The organism is Streptomyces sp. CA-210063 (genome assembly GCF_024612015.1).
Taxonomy (GTDB): Bacteria; Actinomycetota; Actinomycetes; order Streptomycetales; family Streptomycetaceae; genus Streptomyces.
Genome location: NZ_CP102512.1, coordinates 2,973,571 through 2,992,686 on the forward strand (window position 1 = coordinate 2,973,571; position 19,116 = coordinate 2,992,686).

Here is a 19,116-nt window from a genome sequence, read left to right on the forward strand (position 1 = left end):
AGCTGTCACGCATCCGTGGCACGGATCTCAGACAGATGTATGAAGGCCCGTGGAAAATGCGGCAGAATGCCCGGGTGACGTCGGAATTCAAGGGTGACTACCAGGAACTGGTCGACGAGATCTCGGGGCTCCTCGGCGCCCCGGCGACGCTGGAGAACCGCGACTTCGAGCTGATCGCCTTCGGCGCGTACGACAGCGAGGACGACCTCGATCCGTCGGCCCTGGACCCGGTCCGCACCCGCTCGATCCTGACCCGCCGCTCGACGGCGGCGGTGCGGGAGTGGTTCGAGGGCTTCGGCATCACCCGGGCGACGGCCCCGGTGCGGATCCCGCCCACCCCCGAGGCGGGGGTCCTGCGCGGCCGCGTCTGCCTCCCGGTACGTCATCGGGGTGTCGTCCTCGGCTACGTCTGGCTCCTGGACGGCGACCCGGGCCCGACCGATGTCCAGCTGTCCGCCGCCATGGCGGTCACCTCCCGGATCGGCGCCCTCCTCGCGGACGAGGCCCAGGCCGGCGCCGATCTCACCCGGGAGCTACGCGCGGTCCTCACCGCCGAGCACGGCTGGGAGCGCGACATGGCGGTCGCGGAGCTGCGCACGGCCCTCGGCCCGCGCGGCGACGGCGTCCACACGATGGTGTGCGTGGCCCCTTGGCCGTCCGCCGACCCGGACGACGCCCCGTCCTTCCGTACGGTGCCGGGGGCGACCGCGCTGTGCACGGTGCCGTGGGGCGCGGCCGGCCAGTGCCTGGCCCTGCTGGTGCGGCTCCGCTCGGCGGACGTTCCGGCCCCGGCGCTCGCGGCCGCCGCCCGGCTCCTGGAACGCGCGGGCACCCACGCGGCGGCCGGCGTCGCGGGCGCCCGCACCGGCCTCGCCGAACTGGGCACCGCCTGGCGCGAGGCCTCGGCGGCGGCCCGAGCGGTGCTGGCGGAGCCCCGCCTGGGCCCGGTCGCCGAGTGGCGCTCCATCGGCCCGTACCGCCTCCTGACCGCCCTCCCCCGCGACGTTCCCCAGGACCCGTGCGTCCGCACCCTCCTGGCCCCCGCCCACCATGAACTCGCCCATACCGCCGAGGTGTTCCTCGACTGCGCAGGCCAGGCCGGCCGCACCGCCGCCGAACTGGGCATCCACCGCCAGACCCTCTACTACCGCCTCTCCCGCGTCGAACAGCTCACGGGCCTGGACCTGGACGACGGCGAGGACCGGCTGTTGCTGCACATGGCGCTGAAGGGGGCGCGGCTCTGACCGATGTGTCAGGTCACTTCACAGCGAGGCGCCGACCCGCAGGGCGAGGTCGATGAGACGGTTGGAGTAGCCCCACTCGTTGTCGTACCAGCCGACGACCTTCACCTGCGACCCGGTCACGCGGGTCAGCTCGGCGTCGAAGACGCAGGAGGCGGGGTCGCCGACGATGTCGCTGCTGACGAGGGGCGCCTCGGTGTACGAGAGAAGACCCTTGTACGGCCCGGCCGCGGCGGCCTGGTACGCCTCCTTCACCTCCTGCACGGTGGTGCTCCGGCCGGGGGTGACCGTCAGGTCCGTGACGGAGCCGGTGGGCACGGGCACCCGCAGGGCGAAGGCGTCCAGACGGCCGGCCAGTTCCGGGAGCACCAGGCCGATGGCCTTGGCGGCTCCGCTGGAGGTCGGCACGATGTTGAGGCCCGCCGCGCGAGCGCGGCGCAGGTCCGTGTGGGGGGCGTCCTGGAGGTTCTGGTCCTGGGTGTAGGCGTGGACGGTGGTCATCATGCCGGCGTCGATGCCCACGGCTTCGTGCAGAACCTTGGCCAGCACCGCGAGGCAGTTGGTGGTGCAGGAGGCGTTGGAGATGATGGTGTGGCGCTCCGGGTCGTAGGCGTCATCGTTGACGCCGAGCACGACCGTGATGTCCTCTCCGGCGGACGGGGCGGCGATGATGACCTTCTTCGCGCCACCTTCGACGTGTGCGCGCGCCCTGGCGGCGTCGGTGAAGATGCCCGTGGACTCGATGACGACGTCCACTCCCAGATCGCCCCAGGGCAGGGCGCCGGGGTCGCGCTCGGCGAGGACCTTGACCGTCCGGTCGCCCACATGGATCGCACCCGGCTCAGCGGTGACCTCCGCGGGGAAGCGGCCCAGGATCGAGTCGTAGGCCAGCAGGTGGGCCATCGTGGCGACGTCACCGAGGTCGTTGACGGCGACGATCTCCAGCTCGGAATCCCGCGCGGCCGCCGCACGGAAGACGTTGCGGCCGATCCGCCCGAAACCGTTGATGCCGATACGCACTGTCATAGAGGTGCTCCTCACCTTGCGCCATGAGTTGCCGCGGCAGCCGGGTGCGATCCATTGAGACGTTATATAAGCCTGCGATATATTTCAAGGGTGACCGACTCTCCGCACACCAGCGCACAGGACGACTTGGACGTTGATGTCCTCACCAAGACGATCGAGAACTTCAATCGCTTCTACATCCGGCTCCCCACGTTGCAGAAGCTGTCGTTCACGACGCTGTCGGTGCTGGACACGCTGACCCACAGCGGCCCGACGCGGCTGACCGAACTCGCCAAGAACGAGCAGATCAGCCAGCCGGGGCTCACTCAGTTGGTCACCCGGCTCGAGCGCGACGGACTCGTGGAACGTCGCCCCGACCCGACGGACGGACGCGCCGTCCTCATCCACATCACCGAAGCCGGCCGCCAGATCGGCCAGGCCCGGCACGACGACCGGGCCCGTCATCTGCTCCCGCTGATCGCCCAGCTGACGCCCGAGGAACGACGCGCGATCGCCGGGGCCCTCCCCGTGCTCACCCGCCTCGCGCAACTCGGGACCCGGTCTCGGCGGTAGGGCTGTCCACGCTGCGCATCAGCTCCACCTTCGGACAGGCCCTTCAGCGAGCGTCCGCCCGCTCCTGCCGTGCCTCGGTCGCGTCGCGGAACGCGGCCAACGCGGCCCGGCGGCGGCTCAGTTCCGCGATGTCCGCGTCCATCCGTGCCAGGTGCGCGGTCATCGTGCGCAGCACTTCCGGGCAGGGCTCGATGCCCGGCCCCTCGCCGTCGGCACACGGCAGCATCTCGCGGATGGATTCGGTGGTCAGCCCGGCCGCCAGCATGCCCCGGATGCGGGCGACGACGTACGGGGCGTCAGGTGCGTACACGCGGTATCCGCTGCTGTCGCGGTCGGGGCGGAGCAGGCCCTGCTCGTCGTAGTACCGCAGCAGCCGGGCCGCGACTCCGGTCCGCCGTGACAGCTCGCCTATCAGCACTGATTCTCCTCACCACGCCCGGGACCCGACTCACCAGCCCGGGACTTGACTCACCAGCCCGGGACTTGACCTTCACACCGGTGTGATGGGTCAACGTACGAGGCATGCGCGATTCATTCCCCTCCCTCGCCACCACCGTCACGGGCACCGGCCCGGGGCTGCTGCTGGCCCATGGCGCCACCGGCAGCACCGAAGGCAACTTCGGGCCGGTGCTGCCCGCCCTCGCCGCCGCCCACACCGTCGTCGCCCCGGACTACCCCGGTTCGGGTGCGACGCCGGTCGCCGAAGCCCCGCTGGACCTGGACGAACTCGCGGACTCGGTCGTCGATTCCGCCGTGCGGCGCGGCGTCGGGCGGTTCGCGGTGCTCGGCTTCTCGCTCGGCACGCTGGTGGCGGTGCGCGCCGCCGTACGCCATCCCGAGCGGGTGACCGCGCTCGTGCTGACCGCCGGGTTCGCCCGGCCCGACGACCATCTGCTGGGCCTCCTTCCCGGTTGGCGGGCCGAGGAGCCCCCCGCCCTCCGCCCGCATCTCGATCTGGTCCCTTCCCTCGACATCACCGGTGACCTGGTCGAGGTCGCCGTACCGACGCTGGTCGTCGCGACGACCGCCGACAGCCTGGTCCCGCCCAGCGGCTCCCGCGCGCTGGCCGACGGGATCCGGGGCGCGCGGTACACGGAGATCGACAGCGACCACGTGGTCATGGTCGAGCGTCCGGAGGAGTGGCTGAAGCCGGTCCTCGGTTTTCTCCACTCCCTCGCGCTTTCGGACGGGAAGGGCGGTGGGTGGGAATGAAACCGCGGGTCGTCCCCCTTCACCTGGCCGGCGGTGCCAAGGTCGCCGGGGTCGGGCCGTCGGGGCGGACCGTGAAGCCGTGGACCGCCTTCGTGGGCGTGGACCGGAAGGCCACGGTGTGGGCCGGCAGGAGGTGTTCGAGCAGCACGGTCGATTCGCGGAGCGCGAACTGCAGGCCGAGGCAGGCGCGGGGGCCAATACCGAAGGGGAAGTAGGCGCCCGGGTGGGTGGGGCGGCCGTCCGGCGTGGTGAAGCGCCGGGGGTCGAAGTGCTCCGGGCCCGGCCACAGTTCGGGATCGCGGTGGGTGAGGTACGGGCAAACGAGCAGGTCGGTGCCCGCCTCGACGGTGTAGCCGGCGAGGGTGTCGTCCTCGGCGGCGTGGCGGGGCAGGATCCAGGCGGACGGGTAGAGCCGGAGCGTCTCGTGGACCAGGGCCTGGAGGGCCTGGCGGCGCTCGGCCGAGCCTTCGTCGCCGGCGGCGAGCGCCTGTTCGCGGGCGGCGGGGTACCGGTCGAGGAGCAGGTAGAGCCAGGTCAGGGTGGTGGCGGTGGTCTCGTGCCCGGCCGCGAGCAGGGTGACGAACTCGTCGCGGATCAGCTGGTCGGTGTATTCGGGGCGCTCGGTGGCGGCGTCGGTCAGGATGTGCAGCAGGCCCGGGCCGTCGGGGCCGGCCTCCCCGCTGCGGGCGGCCTCGATGGCGCGCCCGGCGACCGCGTCGATCCGGGCGAGGTCGGCGGCGACGGCGTCCCGGGCGTCGGTGGCATCGGCAGGGAGAGTCGGCAGGGCGGCCCCCACGGCTTCGACGGCTGCCAGTTCGCGCTCGGTCTCGTCGTCGAGGGGGTGCCCGGTGAGAGAGCGCCAGATGGTGTCCAGGGCGAAGCGGCGCATCTCCTGCCCGACATCGAGGGTCTGGCCGGTACGGGCGTACGCGCCCCAACGCCCGGCGGTCGTTCGGGCGGCCTCCGTGATCCGCTGTTCGTAGCGGCGCATCCCGGTACCGGTGAACTGGGCCTGCAACAAGCGGCGTTGCCGTTTCCACGCCTCACCGGTGGCGGCGAGGACGCCGTCGCCGATCAGCAGACGGGCGCGGTGTGAGCGCTTGACGTACCGCTCGGGCTGTCGGGCGAGTACGTGCTGGACCGCCCGCGGGTCGGTGACGAGAACGGTGGGCGCCGGCCCGAGGCGGAACGCCGCGACGCCGCCGAGCTGTTCGCGCACCTGGGACAGCAGCTCGATCAGTTCGCCTCCCCCCGCGTGCCACCGCTTCACCAGTCCGGGCTCGGCCTCCGGTACCGGCCGCCCCGTTCCGGGGACGTGGGGAAGGGCGCCGAGACCGGCTTCGGTGTCCATGTTTCTTCTCCTGGTCGGCCGTTGGGCTTCGCTGCCCTGACGGAGCACGGGCACCACGGACTGTACGGGAGTGGGCACGTCCGGTGACAGCACATGCCCTGACCGGCCAGGAGCGGCCGGAAACCATGCTTCTGAAAATGATTGTCATCGTGCTACGGTCGATGCGCGTTCAACCTTTGACCACGCCTTTACTCGGAGTGTCCCGTGCGCGTCCCGGCCCGTCTCGTCCCTCTCACCGCGGTCACCACCGCGGCCTCCGCCCTGCTCACGGGCTGCTTCGCGTCGACGGAATCCGCGGAGACCGGGAGCGAGGGCAAGCGCATACGTGTGGCGCACATGCTGCCGCCCCGCTCGGGCCTGTCACCGCTCTCCGACGACGCGTTCAAGCTGTCGCGCTGGTCGACCGCCGAGACCCTGGTGAAGCTGAACGCGGAGGGCGACGCACAGCCCGCGCTGGCCACCGAGTGGGAGCGGTCCGGGAAGACCTGGACGTTCACGATCCGGGACGGCGTCACCTTCCACGACGGTACGAAGCTCACCGGCGAGGCCGTCGTCAAGTCGCTCACCGTGGCCGCCACCGCCTCCCCCAAGCCCCGCATCCTCGACGGCGTGGACCTGACGGCGAAGGCCGACGGCAATACCGTCACCGTCACCACGGGCACCGAGGACCCGCTCGTCCCGCAGCGCCTCAGCTCGCCGCAACTGTCGATCCTCGCGGCGAAGGCGTACAAGGGGAAAACGGTGAACCCCGTCGGCGCGGGCACCGGCCCCTTCGAGCTGACCAAGGTCAACGGCACCGCCTCCGCCGCCCTCGACCGCTACGACGACTACTGGGGCGGCAAGGCCAAGGCCCCCGGTATCGACGTGAAGTTCGTGCCGGACGGCACCGCCCGCGCGGCCTCCCTGCGCACCGGCGAGGCCGACATCGTCGAGGCGATCCCGGTGTCGCAGGCGGCCGTGCTCGACCAGGACCTGATCACCGAGGTCCCGATGCCCCGGACCAACACCCTGTACCTGAACACCGAGAAGGGCGTCTTCAAGGACGCCTCGCTGCGCGCCGCCGCCCGTGAGGCCATCGACGCGAAGTCGATCGTCGACGGTGTGTACGAGGGGCGGGCGGATGTCGCCGAGGGGCTGCTGGGCCCCGCGCTCCCCTGGGCCGCCGAGCTGCGCTCGACCGTGAAACACACCGAGGCCGGGGACCCGTCGGGCAAGTCGATCACCATCGGCACCTTCACCGACCGCGCCGAGCTGCCCGAGGTCGCGGCAACGCTCCAGCAGCAGCTGCAGAAGGCCGGGTTCAAGGTGAAGCTCGACGTGCGTGAGTACGCCAACATCGAATCCGACGCGCTGGCGGGCGAGTTCGACGCGTTCATCCTCTCCCGGGCGACCGTCCTCGACTCCGGCGACCCTGCCGCGTACCTGTACAGCGACTTCGCCTCCGACGGCTCCTTCAACCTCTCCCAGCTCGCCGACAAGACCGTCGACACGGCCCTCGACAAGGCCGCCGACACCGCCGCCGGCGACGCCCGCCGCCAGGCCGTCATCGACGCCGAGGCCGCCGTCCTCACCACCGACGCGGCCGTGCCGATGCTCCACGAGCGGGTCATCCAGGGCGACGCGGCCGGAGTCGTGGACGCGGCGCACGACCCGCGCGAGCGGGAGCTGGTCACGGCGGACACGTACATCAAGTGAGGAAAGCCGTGGGGAAGTCGGCAGACGCGGCGCGAGTGGATCGGGGCGCGGAGAGGCCGCCCGACGCGGCGCGGGAGAACCGTGCCGGAGCGGAGTCGGCCGGTTCCCCCCAAGTGGGCCTTGCCGCAGGGGAGTCGGCTGGTTCCGCCCCAGTGGGGCCCGCCGCAGGCGAGTCCGCCGGTACGGCTCAAGTGGGGCCTGACGCAAGGAAGTTCACCGGTCCGGCCCGAGTACGACGTGCCTCGACGAAGTTCGCCGGTCCCACCCGAGTGCGGCGTGCCGCCAGGCACTTGGTCGGTCCCGCCGGGCTCACCCGCTTCGTCTGTCTGGTCGCCGTGCTGGCCGTCGTCGGTCTGCTGCCGTGGCTGTCCGGCCGCGATCCCGCGCTGACCGTGCTGCGCGCCCGGTCCGCAGAGCAGGAGGCCACGCCCGAGGCGCTGGCCGCGATCCGTGACGACCTCGGCCTGGGTGCCGGTCCCCTTTCCCTGCTGGGGGGCTGGGCCTCGGGGCTGCTGCGCGGCGATCTGGGCACCTCGTGGGTGTCGGGCACGGACGTGCTTCCCTCGGTGGTCTCCGGCCTCCAGGTCTCCCTCGGTGTGATGGGCGCCGCCTTCGCCGTCGCGGTGCTGCTGGCCTGCGCGCTGGTCGCCCCGGTGCTCGTACGGGGCCGGGGCTCGGCCGGCGCGTTCGCCGCGATGCTCGCCGCCGTGCCCGAGTTCCTGCTGGCCACGGTGGCGTTGCTGGTGTGCGGGGTGTGGCTGGGCTGGCTGCCGACGGCGGGCTGGGCCGGCCCCGAGTACCTGGTCCTGCCCGCGATCGCCCTCGGTGTCCCGGCCGGCGGTCTGCTGGGCCGCCTGGTCGCGGACGCGCTGCCCGCCGTGCTCGACGAGCGCTGGGTGGAGCTGTGGCGCGGCGCGGGCGTGAGCCGGGCCCGGATCTCGGCGGCCGCGCTGCGCCGTGTACTGCCGCCCCTGGTACCGCAGTTCGGCATGGCCGCCGTGGGCCTGACGGGCGGCGCGGTCGCCGTGGAGACGGTGTTCGCGGTGCCCGGCATCGGCCGTACGGCGCTGGGGGCGGCCAAGTCCCAGGACCTCCCCCTCCTCCAGGGCTCGATCCTCGCCCTCCTCGCCCTCGGCCTGGTCGCCGGCGCCCTGGCTGCCCTCGCCCGGCGCCGGCTCCTCGGCCCGGCCCTGCGCGACGCTGGCCTCACCCTCCCGCCGGCCCGCCCGGTCCGCACCCACCCGGCGATACCCCTGGCCCTGGCCGTCGTCCTCCTGGTCACCATCGGCTGGGGCCTGCTGCGCGACCCGTACGCCGTGGACACCACCGCACGTCTCCTCCCGCCGTCCTGGGGGCACCCGCTCGGCACGGACGGGCTCGGCCGTGACGTGCTGGCCCGCCTCGGCCACGGCGCGGCCTCCACGGTCGGTACCGCGGCGGCGGTCTGCGCGCTGAGCCTGCTGGTCTCTCTCGCGCTCGGCTTCCTGCCGGGCGTGGCCGAGGGCGCGGCGGACATCGCCAACGCGCTGCCCCCGGTGATCGCCGGCATCCTCGTCGCCGCCGCGGCCGGCCCCGGTACGGGCGGCGCGGCCCTCGCCGTGGCCCTGATCTCCTGGCCGGCCCTGTCCGCCCACGCGGCGGCGCTGGTCCAGGAGGTCCGCGCGTCCACGTTCCTGACCGCTCAACGGGCCATCGGCGCGAGCCCGTGGTGGATCCTCACCCGGCACGTCCTCCCGTCCGTCGCCGCCCCGGTCGCCCGTCACGCCGTCCTCCGTCTCCCGGGCATCGCCCTGGCTCTCGCCTCCCTCGGCTTCCTGGGCCTCGGCGCCCAACCGCCCACCCCCGAGTGGGGGTTGCTCCTCGACGAGTCCCGCGCGTACGTGGAACGCGCCCCGTGGGCCGCCCTGGCCCCGGCGGTCGCCCTGGCCCTGCTGGCCGGGCTGGCGGTGTCGGGGGCGGCGTACGCGGAGGGGCAGCGCGGCCGGAAGACCGGCCGGAGTGCGCGGAACTCCAAGGGGCCCACGGGCTCGAAGAGCGGACGGACCATGGCGAAGGAGGCCCCCGTTGACGCCTGACGACGTACTCCTGTCGGTACGCGAGCTGCGGATCGCGTTCAACGGGGTGGAGGCCGTGCGCGGTCTGTCCTTCGACGTCCGCCCGCGCGAAGTGCTCGCCCTGGTCGGCGAGTCGGGCGCGGGCAAGTCCCTCACGGCCCGGGCACTGCTCGGGATGCTGCCGAGGGGCGCGACGACGAGCGGAACCGTACGGCTGCGGGGTGAGACGGACATCGCCGCCCACCGTGGCCGCCGTATCGCCCTCGTCCCCCAGGACGCCCTCTCCGCCCTCTCCCCCGTGCACCCCGTGGGCGACCAACTGGCCGCCGCCGTACGGTCGGTGGCGGGCGTCTCGCGCAAGGAGGCCCGCGCCCGTGCGGTCGCCGCGCTCGACCGGGTCGGGATCCCGGACGCCGTACGCAAGGCGCGGGCTTATCCGCACGAGTACTCCGGCGGTATGCGTCAGCGAGCGGTGATCGCCATGGCGACGATCAACGAACCGGACGTCGTCGTCGCCGACGAACCCACGACCGCGCTCGACGCGGAGCTCCAGGAACAGGTGCTGCGGGTCCTCAGCGAGCAGCGCGAGGCGGTCGGCGCCGCGCTCGTGCTGGTCACCCACGACCTGGGCGTCGTCCGGGAACACGCCGACCGCGTCCTGGTCATGTACGCCGGGCGTCAGGTCGAACAGGGCCCGGCGAAAGGGGTGTTGGGGCGACCCCGAGCGCCGTACACGGCGGGCCTGCTGGCGTCACTGCCACCCGAGGCCGGCAGCGCTGCCGACAGCGTCGGCGGTGACGATCCTCGCGCTGCCGCCGGCCGTCGTCGCCGTCGGCTGCCCTCCATTCCCGGCTCGCCGCCCACCCCCGACGCCCTCCCACCGGGCTGCGCTTTCGCCCCCCGCTGCCCGCTGGTGGAGGACCGCTGCCGTCACGAGGAACCGCGACCGTGGCCGACGGCCGACGACGGTCACGAGGTCTCCTGCCACCGGTGGGACGAAGTCCCCTACCCCGCAGCCGAGTTGTTCCAGGAGCCCGTATGAACCAGGAACCCATATGAACCAGGAGCCCGCATGAACCAGGAGCCCGCATGAACCAGAGCGACCCTCTGCTCGGCGTACGCGACCTGGTCGTCCGCTACGGCACGGTCACCGCGGTCGACCGGGTGTCCTTCACGGTGGACGCGGGCGAGACCCTGGCCCTGAACGGCCCGTCCGGCTGCGGCAAGTCCTCCACGGTCGCCGCCGTGCTCCAGCTGCGGCGCCCGGAGTCGGGCGAAGTCCGTTTCGAGGGGCGGGAGTTGACCGCCCTCACCGAGAGTGAGCTGCGCCCGCTCCGCCCCCGTATGCAGCCCGTCTTCCAGGACCCGTACGGCTCGCTCAGTCCCCGCCACCGCATCCGGGACGCGGTGGCGGAGCCTCTGCGCGTCCAGGGCCGCTGGGACGCCACCGGTCCCGCCCGGGTCGCCGAACTCCTCGACCGGGTCGGCCTGGACCCGGCCTACGGCGACCGCTTCCCGCACGAGCTGTCCGGCGGACAGTGCCAACGTGCCGGGATCGCCCGGGCGTTGGCGTCCGAGCCCCGCCTGCTGGTCCTCGACGAGCCGGTGTCCGCCCTCGACCCGTCGATCCGGGCCGGAGTCCTCAACCTGCTCGCCGACCTCCAGGACGAGCTGGAGCTGGGGTACCTCTTCATCTGCCACGACCGTGCGGTCGTACGCCACTTCGCGGACCGTTCGATCGAGATGCGGGCGGGGAAGCTCGTCCCGGCCTAGGGGGCCGGGGGCCGGGGGATCAGGGGGACGTGAACCGTTGAACAACGCGACTGAGGTGTTCCAGCCGTTGCAGGCGGACGATCCGGCCCAGGTGGCCGGCTACCGCCTCGCGGCCCGGCTCGGCGCGGGTGGCATGGGCCGGGTCCATCTGTCGCACACGCAGGGCGGCCGGCCGGTGGCGATCAAGGTGGTGCGCCCGGAGCTGGCCGACGACCAGGCCTTCCGGCGGCGCTTCGGCCGGGAGATCAAGGCGGCCCGGCGGGTCCGGGGCGCGTACACCGCCGAGGTGATCGACGCCGACGCGGACGGCGTACCGCCCTGGCTGGCCACGCTGTACTTACCCGGCCCCTCCCTCGCGGAGGCCGTCGGCCGCCGCGGGCCGCTGCCGGTGCCGACGGTGCTGTGGCTGATGGCGGGGGTGGCCGAGGCCCTGCAGGCCATCCACGACGAGGGCATCGTGCACCGCGACCTGAAGCCGTCGAACGTGCTGCTGGCCGCCGACGGGCCCCGCGTGATCGACTTCGGTATCTCGCTGGCCTCCGGCATCACCTCGAACACCGCCACCGGCACGGCGGTCGGCACACCGCAGTTCATGGCTCCCGAGCAGGCGACCGGGGGTGACGTCACGCCGGCGACCGATGTCTTCGCGCTGGGCCAGACGGCGGCGTTCGCGGCACTGGGCGAGCCGCTCTACGGGGACGGCCCCTCGTGATCACGATGATGTACGCCGATCCGGGCGCCACCCTCGCAACATGCCGTATCGCCCTCACCGGCGCCGAGAACCGCAGTTTCACCCTTGCCGGGGCGGCGGCCGGCAGCGAGTTCTGCGTCAAGCACCCCTCCGGAGACATCGCCCTGCTGGTGGTCCAGGTGAAGTCGACGGCGCTCGGGGACAGCGAGGCCGGCTTCGTCACCGCGGACATGACGGTCTGGCCGGCGGGCTAGGGGGTTCGCCTCGTCCGAGGCGGTTGTCCGGGCCTAGACCCCGTAGCCCCCCGCACCCCCGGCCTTCGCCGCGGCCGCCATCACCCGGCGAAGCCCCTCGGCGAGTTGGTCGGCCTCGGGGGCGCTCGGCGGGTCGAAGGTCCACTGGGCGATCAGCCCGGTCATCAGGGTCACGAAGAACTTGCCGAGGGTGTCGACGTCCTGTTCCGTGACGTCCTCGCCCCGGCCGCCCATGAACATCGAGATCAGGCCCCGCCCGGCCTCGCGCTGCGCCAGCGCCAAGTGGTCCCGGACTTCGGGCAGTTGGTCGCCCATGACGATGATCTCCATGCTGAGCCGCCACATCGAACCGGGCTCGCGCATGGTGTCGATGACGTTGCCCCACACCTCCTCGAACCGTTCGACCGACCCGGGCTCGGCCCCGCCCGTCACCGGCTCCTCCGCGTCGAAGGCCTGGGACAGGTCTCCGACCAGGGCCACGTACGCCTGCGCCAGCAACGCGCCTTTCGAGCCGTAGTGGTAGCCGATCGACGCCAGGTTCGTCCCCGACTCCTTGACGATGTCGCGCGCCGTCGTCCGCGCGAACCCCTTCTCCAGCAGGCAGCGCTTGGCGCCTTCGAGCAGATCCTCACGGTGTCCCATGCCGGTCAGCGTAGCTTCGCCGCCATACGACCGTCCTAGACGCATGTTTTATACGCTCGTACTAGACGAGCGTATAAGACGCCCGTACAGTCGCCGTCATGACGTCGAAACCCAAGAACCCGTCCGCCCCCGACGCCCCTCGGGGACGGGCCGGTCGCCGTGAATGGACCGCCCTGTGCGTCCTGATGCTTCCGCTGCTGCTGGTCTCGATGGACGTGTCGGTGCTGTACTTCGCGGTGCCCGCGATCAGCGCGGATCTGGAGCCGAGCGGCACGCAGCAGCTGTGGATCTTCGACATCTACGCGTTCGTGCTGGCCGGGCTGCTGATGACGATGGGCTCGCTCGGTGACCGCGTCGGCCGCCGCCGGCTGCTGCTGATCGGCGCGGCGGCGTTCGGCGCGGCGTCACTGGTGGCCGCGTACGCGAACAGTGCCGAGACGCTGATCGCGGCGCGTGCGGTGCTCGGCATCGGCGGCGCGACGCTCATGCCGTCGACGATGGCGCTGGTCCGCACGATGTTCACGGACCCGGGCCAGCGGGCGACGGCGATCGGCATCTGGTCGGGGGTCATGACGGCGGGCATCGCGCTCGGCTCCGTGCTGAGCGGTGTGCTGGTGGAGTTCTTCTGGTGGGGCTCGGTCTTCCTGGTGAACCTCCCCGCGATGGCGCTGCTCCTGGTCCTCGGCCCGGTCCTGCTCCCCGAGTCGAGGGACCCGGCACCCGGCCGCTTCGACCTGCTGAGCATCCCGCTGTCGATGGCCGCCGTCCTGCCCGTCGTCTACGGCCTCAAGGAGATCCCGTCGGAGGGCTGGAGCGTGCGCTACGTGATGTCGGTGACGGTCGGTCTGCTCTTCGCGGCTCTCTTCGTCCACCGGCAGCGCACCGCGGCCTCACCGATGCTCTCCCCCGCGCTGTTCCGCGGCCCCGGCTTCACCCCGGCCCTCGTCCTCAACCTCGTCGCGGCCTTCGGGATGATGGGCTCGGCCTACTTCACCACCCAGTACCTCCAGTCCGTCCTCGGCAAGAGCGCACTGGAGGCCGCGCTGTGGGGGCTGCTCCCCTCCGTACTCATCGGCGTCGCCGCGCCGGTCACGACGCAGCTCGTGCAGCGGGGTGTGAACCGGGCGTACGTGGTGTCCGCGGGCTTCGTGACCGCCGCGGCCGGTTACGCGCTGCTGGCCGGCGCCGGTCCGGACTCCCTCTGGCTCGTCCTCGCCGGCTGCGGTGTCCTCGCCGCCGGCATCGTCACCGTCCTGTCCCAGATGACCGACCTCGCCCTCGGCACCGCGCCCGTCGAACGTGCCGGCTCCGCCTCCTCCCTCCTCGAAACCAGCCAGGAGTTCGGCGGCGCCCTCGGCATGGCCCTCCTCGGCTCCATCGGCACCGCCGTCTACCACCACGAGATCCCGGCCTCCGCGCCCGCTCCGGCCCGCGAGACGCTCGGCGGCGCCCTGGCCGTCGCCGACCAACTCCCCGGCGCCGCGGGCGAGGCGCTGGCGACCGCCGCCCGGGCCGCCTTCACCAGCGGAATGCAGGGCGCGGCGGTCGCGGGGGCCGTGGTCCTGCTCGGAGCGGCGGTGCCGGCGGTGCTGACGCTGCGGGGCGCAGGGGCTCGGGATCGCGACGGGGAGTGCTGCGCCCCGGCGGAGGCGCAGGAAGTCAGCGCGGCGGGCCGGCCGTGATCAGTCCCTCCCGGTACGCGATGGCCACCGCCTCCGTACGGCTCGCCGCGCCCAGCTTGGCCAGGATGTTCGACACATGCACGCTGGCCGTCTTCCCGGTGATGAACAGTTCCTCACCGATCTGCCGATTGGTGCGCCCGAGCGCGAGCAGCCGCAGCACATCGCTCTCCCGCGCGGTGAGGGCGGGGATGCCCTCGCCCTCCGAAGCCTCCGCCAACCGCCCCCGCCGGACGAGCGCGTCCAGGGCCGCACGCAGCACGACGGCGCCCAGCCGGTCGGCGGTCTCGCCCGCCAGCCGGGCCTGAGCCGTGGCCTCCTCCCGCGCCCCCTCCCCCAACAACGCCTCGGCGAGCCGCAGTCGACACCGGGCCCGCTCGTACGGGTCGCCGAACGCGAACGCGTCCACCGCTCTCCGCCACGCCCCCGCATCGGGCCCGGTGCACACCCGCACCCACTCCGCCTCGGCCCGGGCCAGCCAGGCAAGCCCCTCCGGCCCCTGCTCGATCCCCTCCTCCCCCAGAGCGGCGGTGGCCCGCGCCAGTTCCACCAGCTCACCCCCGAGGGCGGCCCAGCCGCGAGCGCCCGCCTCGTCCCCCACCGACCGCCGCTCCACCGCCGCGTCCGCGAGCGCGGAGAGCGCGAGGGCGGCGAGCCGTACGGTGACGTCGGGCCGGGAGCCCGAGGCGTCGGAGAGCGCGGCGACGGTCGTGCGGAACTGCCCGACCGCGGCCTGCGGATCGCGCCGCCCCACGGCCGCCTCGGTGAGGACGATGCCCGCGACCTGCGCGGCCATCCAGTCGAACGGCCCGTCGAGCAGCGCGCGGGCCCGGTCCACGGCGCTCTCGTCGCCGCGCGCGAAGGCGACGCACAGGGCGGGCCCGATCGCGTAGCCGCCCGCGGCGGGCAGCCGGTCCGCTTCGGCGGCCGAGCGGACGCACTCGTCCCAGCGGCCCAGGGTGTAGAGGCAGAGGGAGTGGAGGTAGCGCATCTCCACCGGGTACGGGGAGGAGAGAAGACCGGCGCGGCCCGCGCGGTCGAGGCCCTCGGAGAGCCAGTCGAGGCAGGCGTCGAGGTCACCGGATTCGAAGCAGCCGACCGCGAGATTGAACAGGGCGCGCATCTCGACGGGGACGTTGCCCGCCCCGCGGGCCAGCTCGCGGGCGTGGCGCAGGCGTGCACGGCCCTCCTCGGAGCGCCGGTTGTTCCGGGCGTCGAGACCGACCACGGAAATGATCAAGTCGGCCTGGGCATCGACCAGTTCGAGCCGCCCCGCGACACGCAGCGCATCACTCGCGACCCGACCGGCCTCCCCGACCTTCCCCAAGTACCGCGCCGCCATGACATGCGTGGCCGCCGCCCACACCCAGGTCCGGGACGGCGGTTCGGCGGGGATCATCGCCAGCGCCTCGCTGCTGTACCGGAACGCGGCCTCCATGTGGTCCACGCGTATCAGGTCCCCGGCGAGGGTGTAGCGCACCCGGGCGGCCAGCTCCGAGTCCGCGTCCGGACCGGCTCCGGCCAGCGCCGAGCGGGTGAGCGAGACCGCGCGGTGGTTCTCCCCGGCGCGCGCGGCGGCGGCCGAGGCGCGCAGGGTGAGGGTGACCGTGTCGAGGTCCCGGGGCCGGGCACCGGCGTCCACGGACGACCACAGATCGAGGGCACCCTCCAGATGCCGCAGCTCCTCGGCGGGCGCCCCGATCCGGTGCGCGTGGTCGGCGGCCTCGACGGACGCGGTCAGCGCGTCGGCGAGGTCATGGCTCTCACGCGAGTGGTGGGCCCGCTCGGCGCTCTCCCCCGCGCGCCCCCGGCGGGCCAGCAGCTTGGCGAACATCCCGTGCAGCCGCACCCGTTCGCCCGGCAGCAGATCCGCGTAGACCGCCTCCCGGGTGAGAGCGTGCCGGAACTCGTACGTCGCCCCCGCACCCGGCAGCAGCAACTGCCGCCCCACCACCTCCCGCAGCGCCGACTCCAGCTCCTCGTCCGGGAGTTGTACGGCGTCCCGCAGCAGGTCGTGCTCCACCTTGCGGCCCGCCACCGCCGCCGTGCGCAGCACCTGCTGGGCGGCGCCGGGCAGTTGCTCGATACGGATCAGCAGGACGTCGGCCAGACCGCTCGGCAGCACCGTCCCCGGCTCGTCCGCCGTCGCGGCCAGCAGCTCCTCCGCGTAGAACGCGTTGCCCTCCGCCCGCTCCACGATCCGGCCGACCGTGGCGTCGTCCGGCGGCTCGGCCCGCAGCGAACGCACCAGCCGAGTGACCTCCGCGTCCGGCATCGGCCGCAGCTCCAGCCGCTCCACGGCGGGCAGCCGCACCAGCTCGGCGAGGAGGGGGCGCAGCGGGTGGCGGCGGTGCAGGTCGTCCGCGCGGTACGAGGCGAAGACGGCGAGGCGGTGGGCGGGGGTGCCGGGGGTGGGGCGCTGGAGCACGCCCCGGCTGAGCAGGAAGCGGAGGAGGTCGCGGGAGGACTGGTCGGCCCAGTGCAGGTCCTCCAGCACGAGCAGGACGGGGGTCGTCTCGGCGAGGTCCGCCAGCAGCGCGGCAATGCCCTCGAAGAGCTGCAGCCGGTCACCGCCGTACGCGCCGCCACCGAGGAGGCGGCCGGTCGCCGGGTGCGTCCGGAGGAGCGGCGCGAATCGTTCGTCCGCGGCGAGGGCGCCGAGGATCTCCGTGAACGGGAGGTACGGCAGACCGACATCACCCAGGTCCACACAGTGCCCGGTGAGCACGGTCGTTCCCTTGCCCACCGCGTACGCCGCCGCCTCCGCCAGCGTCCGGCTCTTCCCCACCCCCGCGTCCCCCGCGACCAGCACCGCCCGGGGCTCACCCGCCCCGGCCCGGTCCAGCACATCCGTCAACCGGGCCAGCTCGGCGTCCCGCCCGACGAACGGCGCGTGAAATATGTTCTGCGGCACCCCGTCATCCTGGCACGCACCACCACCCCGCACCGCCGCCTTTCCTCGCCCCCGCCGCCCCTACCCGTTCCCATCCCCAGGGGCTGCGCCCCTTCGCCCCCCAACCGCGGGTCCGTCGTGGTTGCTCGCGCAGTTCCCCGCGCCCCTTCAGGGGCGCGGGGAACTGCGCGACAAGCCCCCACCCACCCGCACCCGACAACGAACCCCTCGGGGTCGAAGGGGCAGCGCCCCTGGGGATGGGACGGGTAGGGGCGGCGGGGGCGAAAAAGGCGGGACCCGGCCACCCCAGGTGACCAGGCCCCGCCTCCTTGAAGAACGAACCTCAGACCAGGTTCACCGACCGCGCCGACGTCGCGCCGATCTCCTCCGCGACCTCCGCGAGGACCAGCGGGGGAACCGTGTCGTCGACGGTGAGAACCGCGAGGGCCTCGCCACCGGCCGTGGAGCGGGCGACCTGCATACCGGCGATGTTGATGCCGGCCTCGCCGAAGATACGGCCGACGGTGCCGACGACCCCGGGACGGTCGACGTAGCTGAAGACGACCATGTGGTCGGCGAGGGCGAGGTCGACGTCGTATTCACCGACCGCGACGATCTTCTGGTGGTGCTTCGGACCGGCGAGCGTGCCGGAGACCGATACTTCCTCGCCACTGCCGAGCGTGCCGCGCACGGTGACGACGTTGCGGTGGTCCGGCGACTCCGAGCTGGTCGTCAGACGGACCTCGACACCGCGCTCCTGAGCGAACAGCGGAGCGTTGACGTAGGAGACCGTCTCGTCGACGACATCCTCGAAGACACCCTTGAGCGCGGACAGTTCCAGCACCTTCACATCGTGCTGGGTGATCTCGCCGTACACCTCGACGTCGAGACGGACCGCGACCTCACCGGCCAGCGCGGTGAAGATACGGCCGAGGCGCTCGGCGAGCGGCAGGCCCGGCTTGACGTCCTCGGCGATGACACCGCCCTGGACGTTCACCGCGTCCGGGACCAGTTCACCCGCGAGGGCGAGGCGCACGGACCGCGCCACCGCGATACCCGCCTTCTCCTGGGCCTCGTCGGTCGAGGCGCCCAGGTGCGGGGTACAGACGACCTCGTCCAGCTCGAACAGCGGCGAGTCGGTGCAGGGCTCCTTGGCGTACACGTCGAGGCCCGCGCCCGCGACCCGGCCCTCCTTGAGCGCCGAGTACAGCGCGGCCTCGTCGACGATCCCACCGCGCGCGGCGTTGACGATGCGCACCGACGGCTTGACCTTGTGCAGCGCCTCGGCGCCGATCAGGCCGACCGTCTCGGGGGTCTTCGGCAGGTGGACGGTGATGAAGTCGGAGACCTCGAGCAGCTCGTCCAGCGACAGGACCTTGACGCCCATCTGCGCGGCCCGCGCGGGCTGCACATAGGGGTCGTAGGCGACGACCTTCATGCCGAAGGCGGACATGCGCTGGGCCACCAGGGCACCGATGCGGCCGAGGCCGACGACACCGAGGGTCTTCTCGGCCAGCTCCACGCCCGTGTACTTGCTGCGCTTCCACTCGCCGTTCTTCAGCGCCGTGTTCGCCTGCGGGATGTGGCGGGCGGAGGCGAGGAGCAGACCGCAGGCCAGCTCGGCGGCGGTCACGATGTTCGAGGTGGGGGCGTTGACGACCATCACGCCGGCCTTGGTGGCGGCGGAGACGTCCACGTTGTCCAGGCCGACGCCGGCTCGCGCGACGACCTTCAGCTTCTTCGCGGCGGCGATCGCCTCGGCGTCGACCTTGGTGGCCGAGCGGATCAGGATCGCGTCGACGTCGGCGATGGCCGGGAGCAGTTCGGCTCGGTCCGCTCCGTTGACGTGCCGGATCTCGAAGTCCGGTCCTAGCGCGTCGACGGTGGCGGGCGACAGCTCTTCAGCGATGAGTACGACTGGTTTCGAGCTCACGTGAGTCCTCACAAGTCCAATGCTGCGGACGGCCGTCCCGACGGCCGCAGGCGGTGGAGGGTGGTGGCCGCGTGGAAGACGCACGACGCTGTGGGCCTGACGCGTATGTAGTCCAGCAGT

At 72.9% G+C, this 19,116-nt stretch carries 15 protein-coding genes and 1 pseudogene; 10 read left to right on the top strand and 6 right to left on the bottom strand.

Going from position 1 to position 19,116, the window contains the following annotated elements; genetic code table 11:
- The first annotated feature begins 56 nt into the window (after positions 1 to 56).
- Positions 57 to 1,244 (top strand): PucR family transcriptional regulator, encoded by a 1,188-nt coding sequence (locus tag JIX56_RS12685; protein ID WP_443031809.1) that lies wholly within the window; start codon positions 57 to 59, stop codon positions 1,242 to 1,244.
- Between the two features lie 18 nt (positions 1,245 to 1,262).
- Here the strand turns inward: JIX56_RS12685 and gap are convergent, their stop codons facing one another.
- Positions 1,263 to 2,267 carry a type I glyceraldehyde-3-phosphate dehydrogenase gene (gene gap / locus JIX56_RS12690; RefSeq protein ID WP_257540246.1) on the bottom strand — a complete coding sequence of 335 codons (1,005 nt, stop codon included), beginning with the start codon at positions 2,265 to 2,267 and terminating at the stop codon, positions 1,263 to 1,265.
- Positions 2,268 to 2,357: 90 nt separating this feature from the next.
- Between gap and JIX56_RS12695 the strand changes: the two genes are divergently transcribed.
- Positions 2,358 to 2,819, top strand: coding sequence for a MarR family winged helix-turn-helix transcriptional regulator (locus JIX56_RS12695; protein WP_257540248.1), 462 nt, complete (start codon positions 2,358 to 2,360; stop codon positions 2,817 to 2,819).
- Between the two features lie 43 nt (positions 2,820 to 2,862).
- Here the strand turns inward: JIX56_RS12695 and JIX56_RS12700 are convergent, their stop codons facing one another.
- Positions 2,863 to 3,237: a MerR family transcriptional regulator gene (locus tag JIX56_RS12700; protein WP_257540250.1), complete on the bottom strand. Its 375-nt coding sequence runs from the start codon at positions 3,235 to 3,237 to the stop codon at positions 2,863 to 2,865.
- Between the two features lie 104 nt (positions 3,238 to 3,341).
- On the opposite strand from JIX56_RS12700, the gene JIX56_RS12705 reads away from it, so the two are divergent.
- Positions 3,342 to 4,031 (top strand): alpha/beta fold hydrolase, encoded by a 690-nt coding sequence (locus tag JIX56_RS12705; RefSeq protein WP_257540252.1) that lies wholly within the window; start codon positions 3,342 to 3,344, stop codon positions 4,029 to 4,031.
- Positions 4,032 to 4,050: 19 nt separating this feature from the next.
- On the opposite strand, the gene JIX56_RS12710 is transcribed toward JIX56_RS12705, so the two are convergent.
- Positions 4,051 to 5,382, bottom strand: coding sequence for a cytochrome P450 (locus tag JIX56_RS12710; RefSeq protein WP_257540254.1), 1,332 nt, complete (start codon positions 5,380 to 5,382; stop codon positions 4,051 to 4,053).
- 204 nt (positions 5,383 to 5,586) lie between these two features.
- Between JIX56_RS12710 and JIX56_RS12715 the strand changes: the two genes are divergently transcribed.
- The 6 genes and pseudogenes from JIX56_RS12715 (at position 5,587) to JIX56_RS12740 (ending at position 11,849) form a co-directional block, all read left to right on the top strand.
- Positions 5,587 to 7,077, top strand: a complete 1,491-nt coding sequence (locus JIX56_RS12715; protein ID WP_257540256.1) for an ABC transporter substrate-binding protein — start codon at positions 5,587 to 5,589, stop codon at positions 7,075 to 7,077.
- A 290-nt stretch (positions 7,078 to 7,367) separates the two neighbouring features.
- Positions 7,368 to 9,152: an ABC transporter permease subunit gene (locus JIX56_RS12720; protein WP_257540258.1), complete on the top strand. Its 1,785-nt coding sequence runs from the start codon at positions 7,368 to 7,370 to the stop codon at positions 9,150 to 9,152.
- Positions 9,142 to 10,173, top strand: a complete 1,032-nt coding sequence (locus JIX56_RS12725; RefSeq protein ID WP_257540260.1) for an ABC transporter ATP-binding protein — start codon at positions 9,142 to 9,144, stop codon at positions 10,171 to 10,173. The genes JIX56_RS12720 and JIX56_RS12725 overlap by 11 nt, the downstream gene beginning before the upstream one ends.
- Positions 10,174 to 10,220: 47 nt before the next feature.
- A complete protein-coding gene (locus JIX56_RS12730) occupies positions 10,221 to 10,904 on the top strand; it encodes an ATP-binding cassette domain-containing protein (RefSeq protein WP_257540262.1) in 684 nt (227 codons plus the stop codon).
- A 37-nt stretch (positions 10,905 to 10,941) separates the two neighbouring features.
- Positions 10,942 to 11,613 (top strand): annotated as a pseudogene (locus tag JIX56_RS12735) (serine/threonine-protein kinase); the annotation flags it as partial.
- A complete protein-coding gene (locus JIX56_RS12740) occupies positions 11,613 to 11,849 on the top strand; it encodes a hypothetical protein (RefSeq protein WP_257540264.1) in 237 nt (78 codons plus the stop codon). The pseudogene JIX56_RS12735 and the gene JIX56_RS12740, both read left to right, overlap by 1 nt.
- Positions 11,850 to 11,882: 33 nt before the next feature.
- Here the strand turns inward: JIX56_RS12740 and JIX56_RS12745 are convergent, their stop codons facing one another.
- Positions 11,883 to 12,491, bottom strand: coding sequence for a TetR/AcrR family transcriptional regulator (locus tag JIX56_RS12745; RefSeq protein WP_257540265.1), 609 nt, complete (start codon positions 12,489 to 12,491; stop codon positions 11,883 to 11,885).
- A gap of 98 nt (positions 12,492 to 12,589) precedes the next feature.
- Between JIX56_RS12745 and JIX56_RS12750 the strand changes: the two genes are divergently transcribed.
- Positions 12,590 to 14,173: an MFS transporter gene (locus JIX56_RS12750; RefSeq protein ID WP_257540267.1), complete on the top strand. Its 1,584-nt coding sequence runs from the start codon at positions 12,590 to 12,592 to the stop codon at positions 14,171 to 14,173.
- Here JIX56_RS12750 and JIX56_RS12755 read toward each other — a convergent pair.
- Positions 14,151 to 17,084: a helix-turn-helix transcriptional regulator gene (locus JIX56_RS12755; protein WP_257540269.1), complete on the bottom strand. Its 2,934-nt coding sequence runs from the start codon at positions 17,082 to 17,084 to the stop codon at positions 14,151 to 14,153. The genes JIX56_RS12750 and JIX56_RS12755 overlap by 23 nt on opposite strands.
- 322 nt (positions 17,085 to 17,406) lie before the next feature.
- Positions 17,407 to 18,996, bottom strand: coding sequence for a phosphoglycerate dehydrogenase (gene serA, locus JIX56_RS12760; protein ID WP_257540271.1), 1,590 nt, complete (start codon positions 18,994 to 18,996; stop codon positions 17,407 to 17,409).
- Positions 18,997 to 19,116: the final 120 nt, after the last annotated feature.

What these genes read in the sequence shown, in the direction of transcription:
- JIX56_RS12685 (WP_443031809.1), top strand. Translation starts at nt 57, where the DNA reads ATGCGGCAGAATGCCCGGGTGACGTCGGAATTCAAGGGTGACTACCAG.
- gap (WP_257540246.1), bottom strand. Translation starts at nt 2,267, where the DNA reads ATGACAGTGCGTATCGGCATCAACGGTTTCGGGCGGATCGGCCGCAAC.
- JIX56_RS12705 (WP_257540252.1), top strand. Translation starts at nt 3,342, where the DNA reads ATGCGCGATTCATTCCCCTCCCTCGCCACCACCGTCACGGGCACCGGC.
- JIX56_RS12710 (WP_257540254.1), bottom strand. Translation starts at nt 5,382, where the DNA reads ATGGACACCGAAGCCGGTCTCGGCGCCCTTCCCCACGTCCCCGGAACG.
- JIX56_RS12730 (WP_257540262.1), top strand. Translation starts at nt 10,221, where the DNA reads ATGAACCAGAGCGACCCTCTGCTCGGCGTACGCGACCTGGTCGTCCGC.
- JIX56_RS12745 (WP_257540265.1), bottom strand. Translation starts at nt 12,491, where the DNA reads ATGGGACACCGTGAGGATCTGCTCGAAGGCGCCAAGCGCTGCCTGCTG.
- JIX56_RS12750 (WP_257540267.1), top strand. Translation starts at nt 12,590, where the DNA reads ATGACGTCGAAACCCAAGAACCCGTCCGCCCCCGACGCCCCTCGGGGA.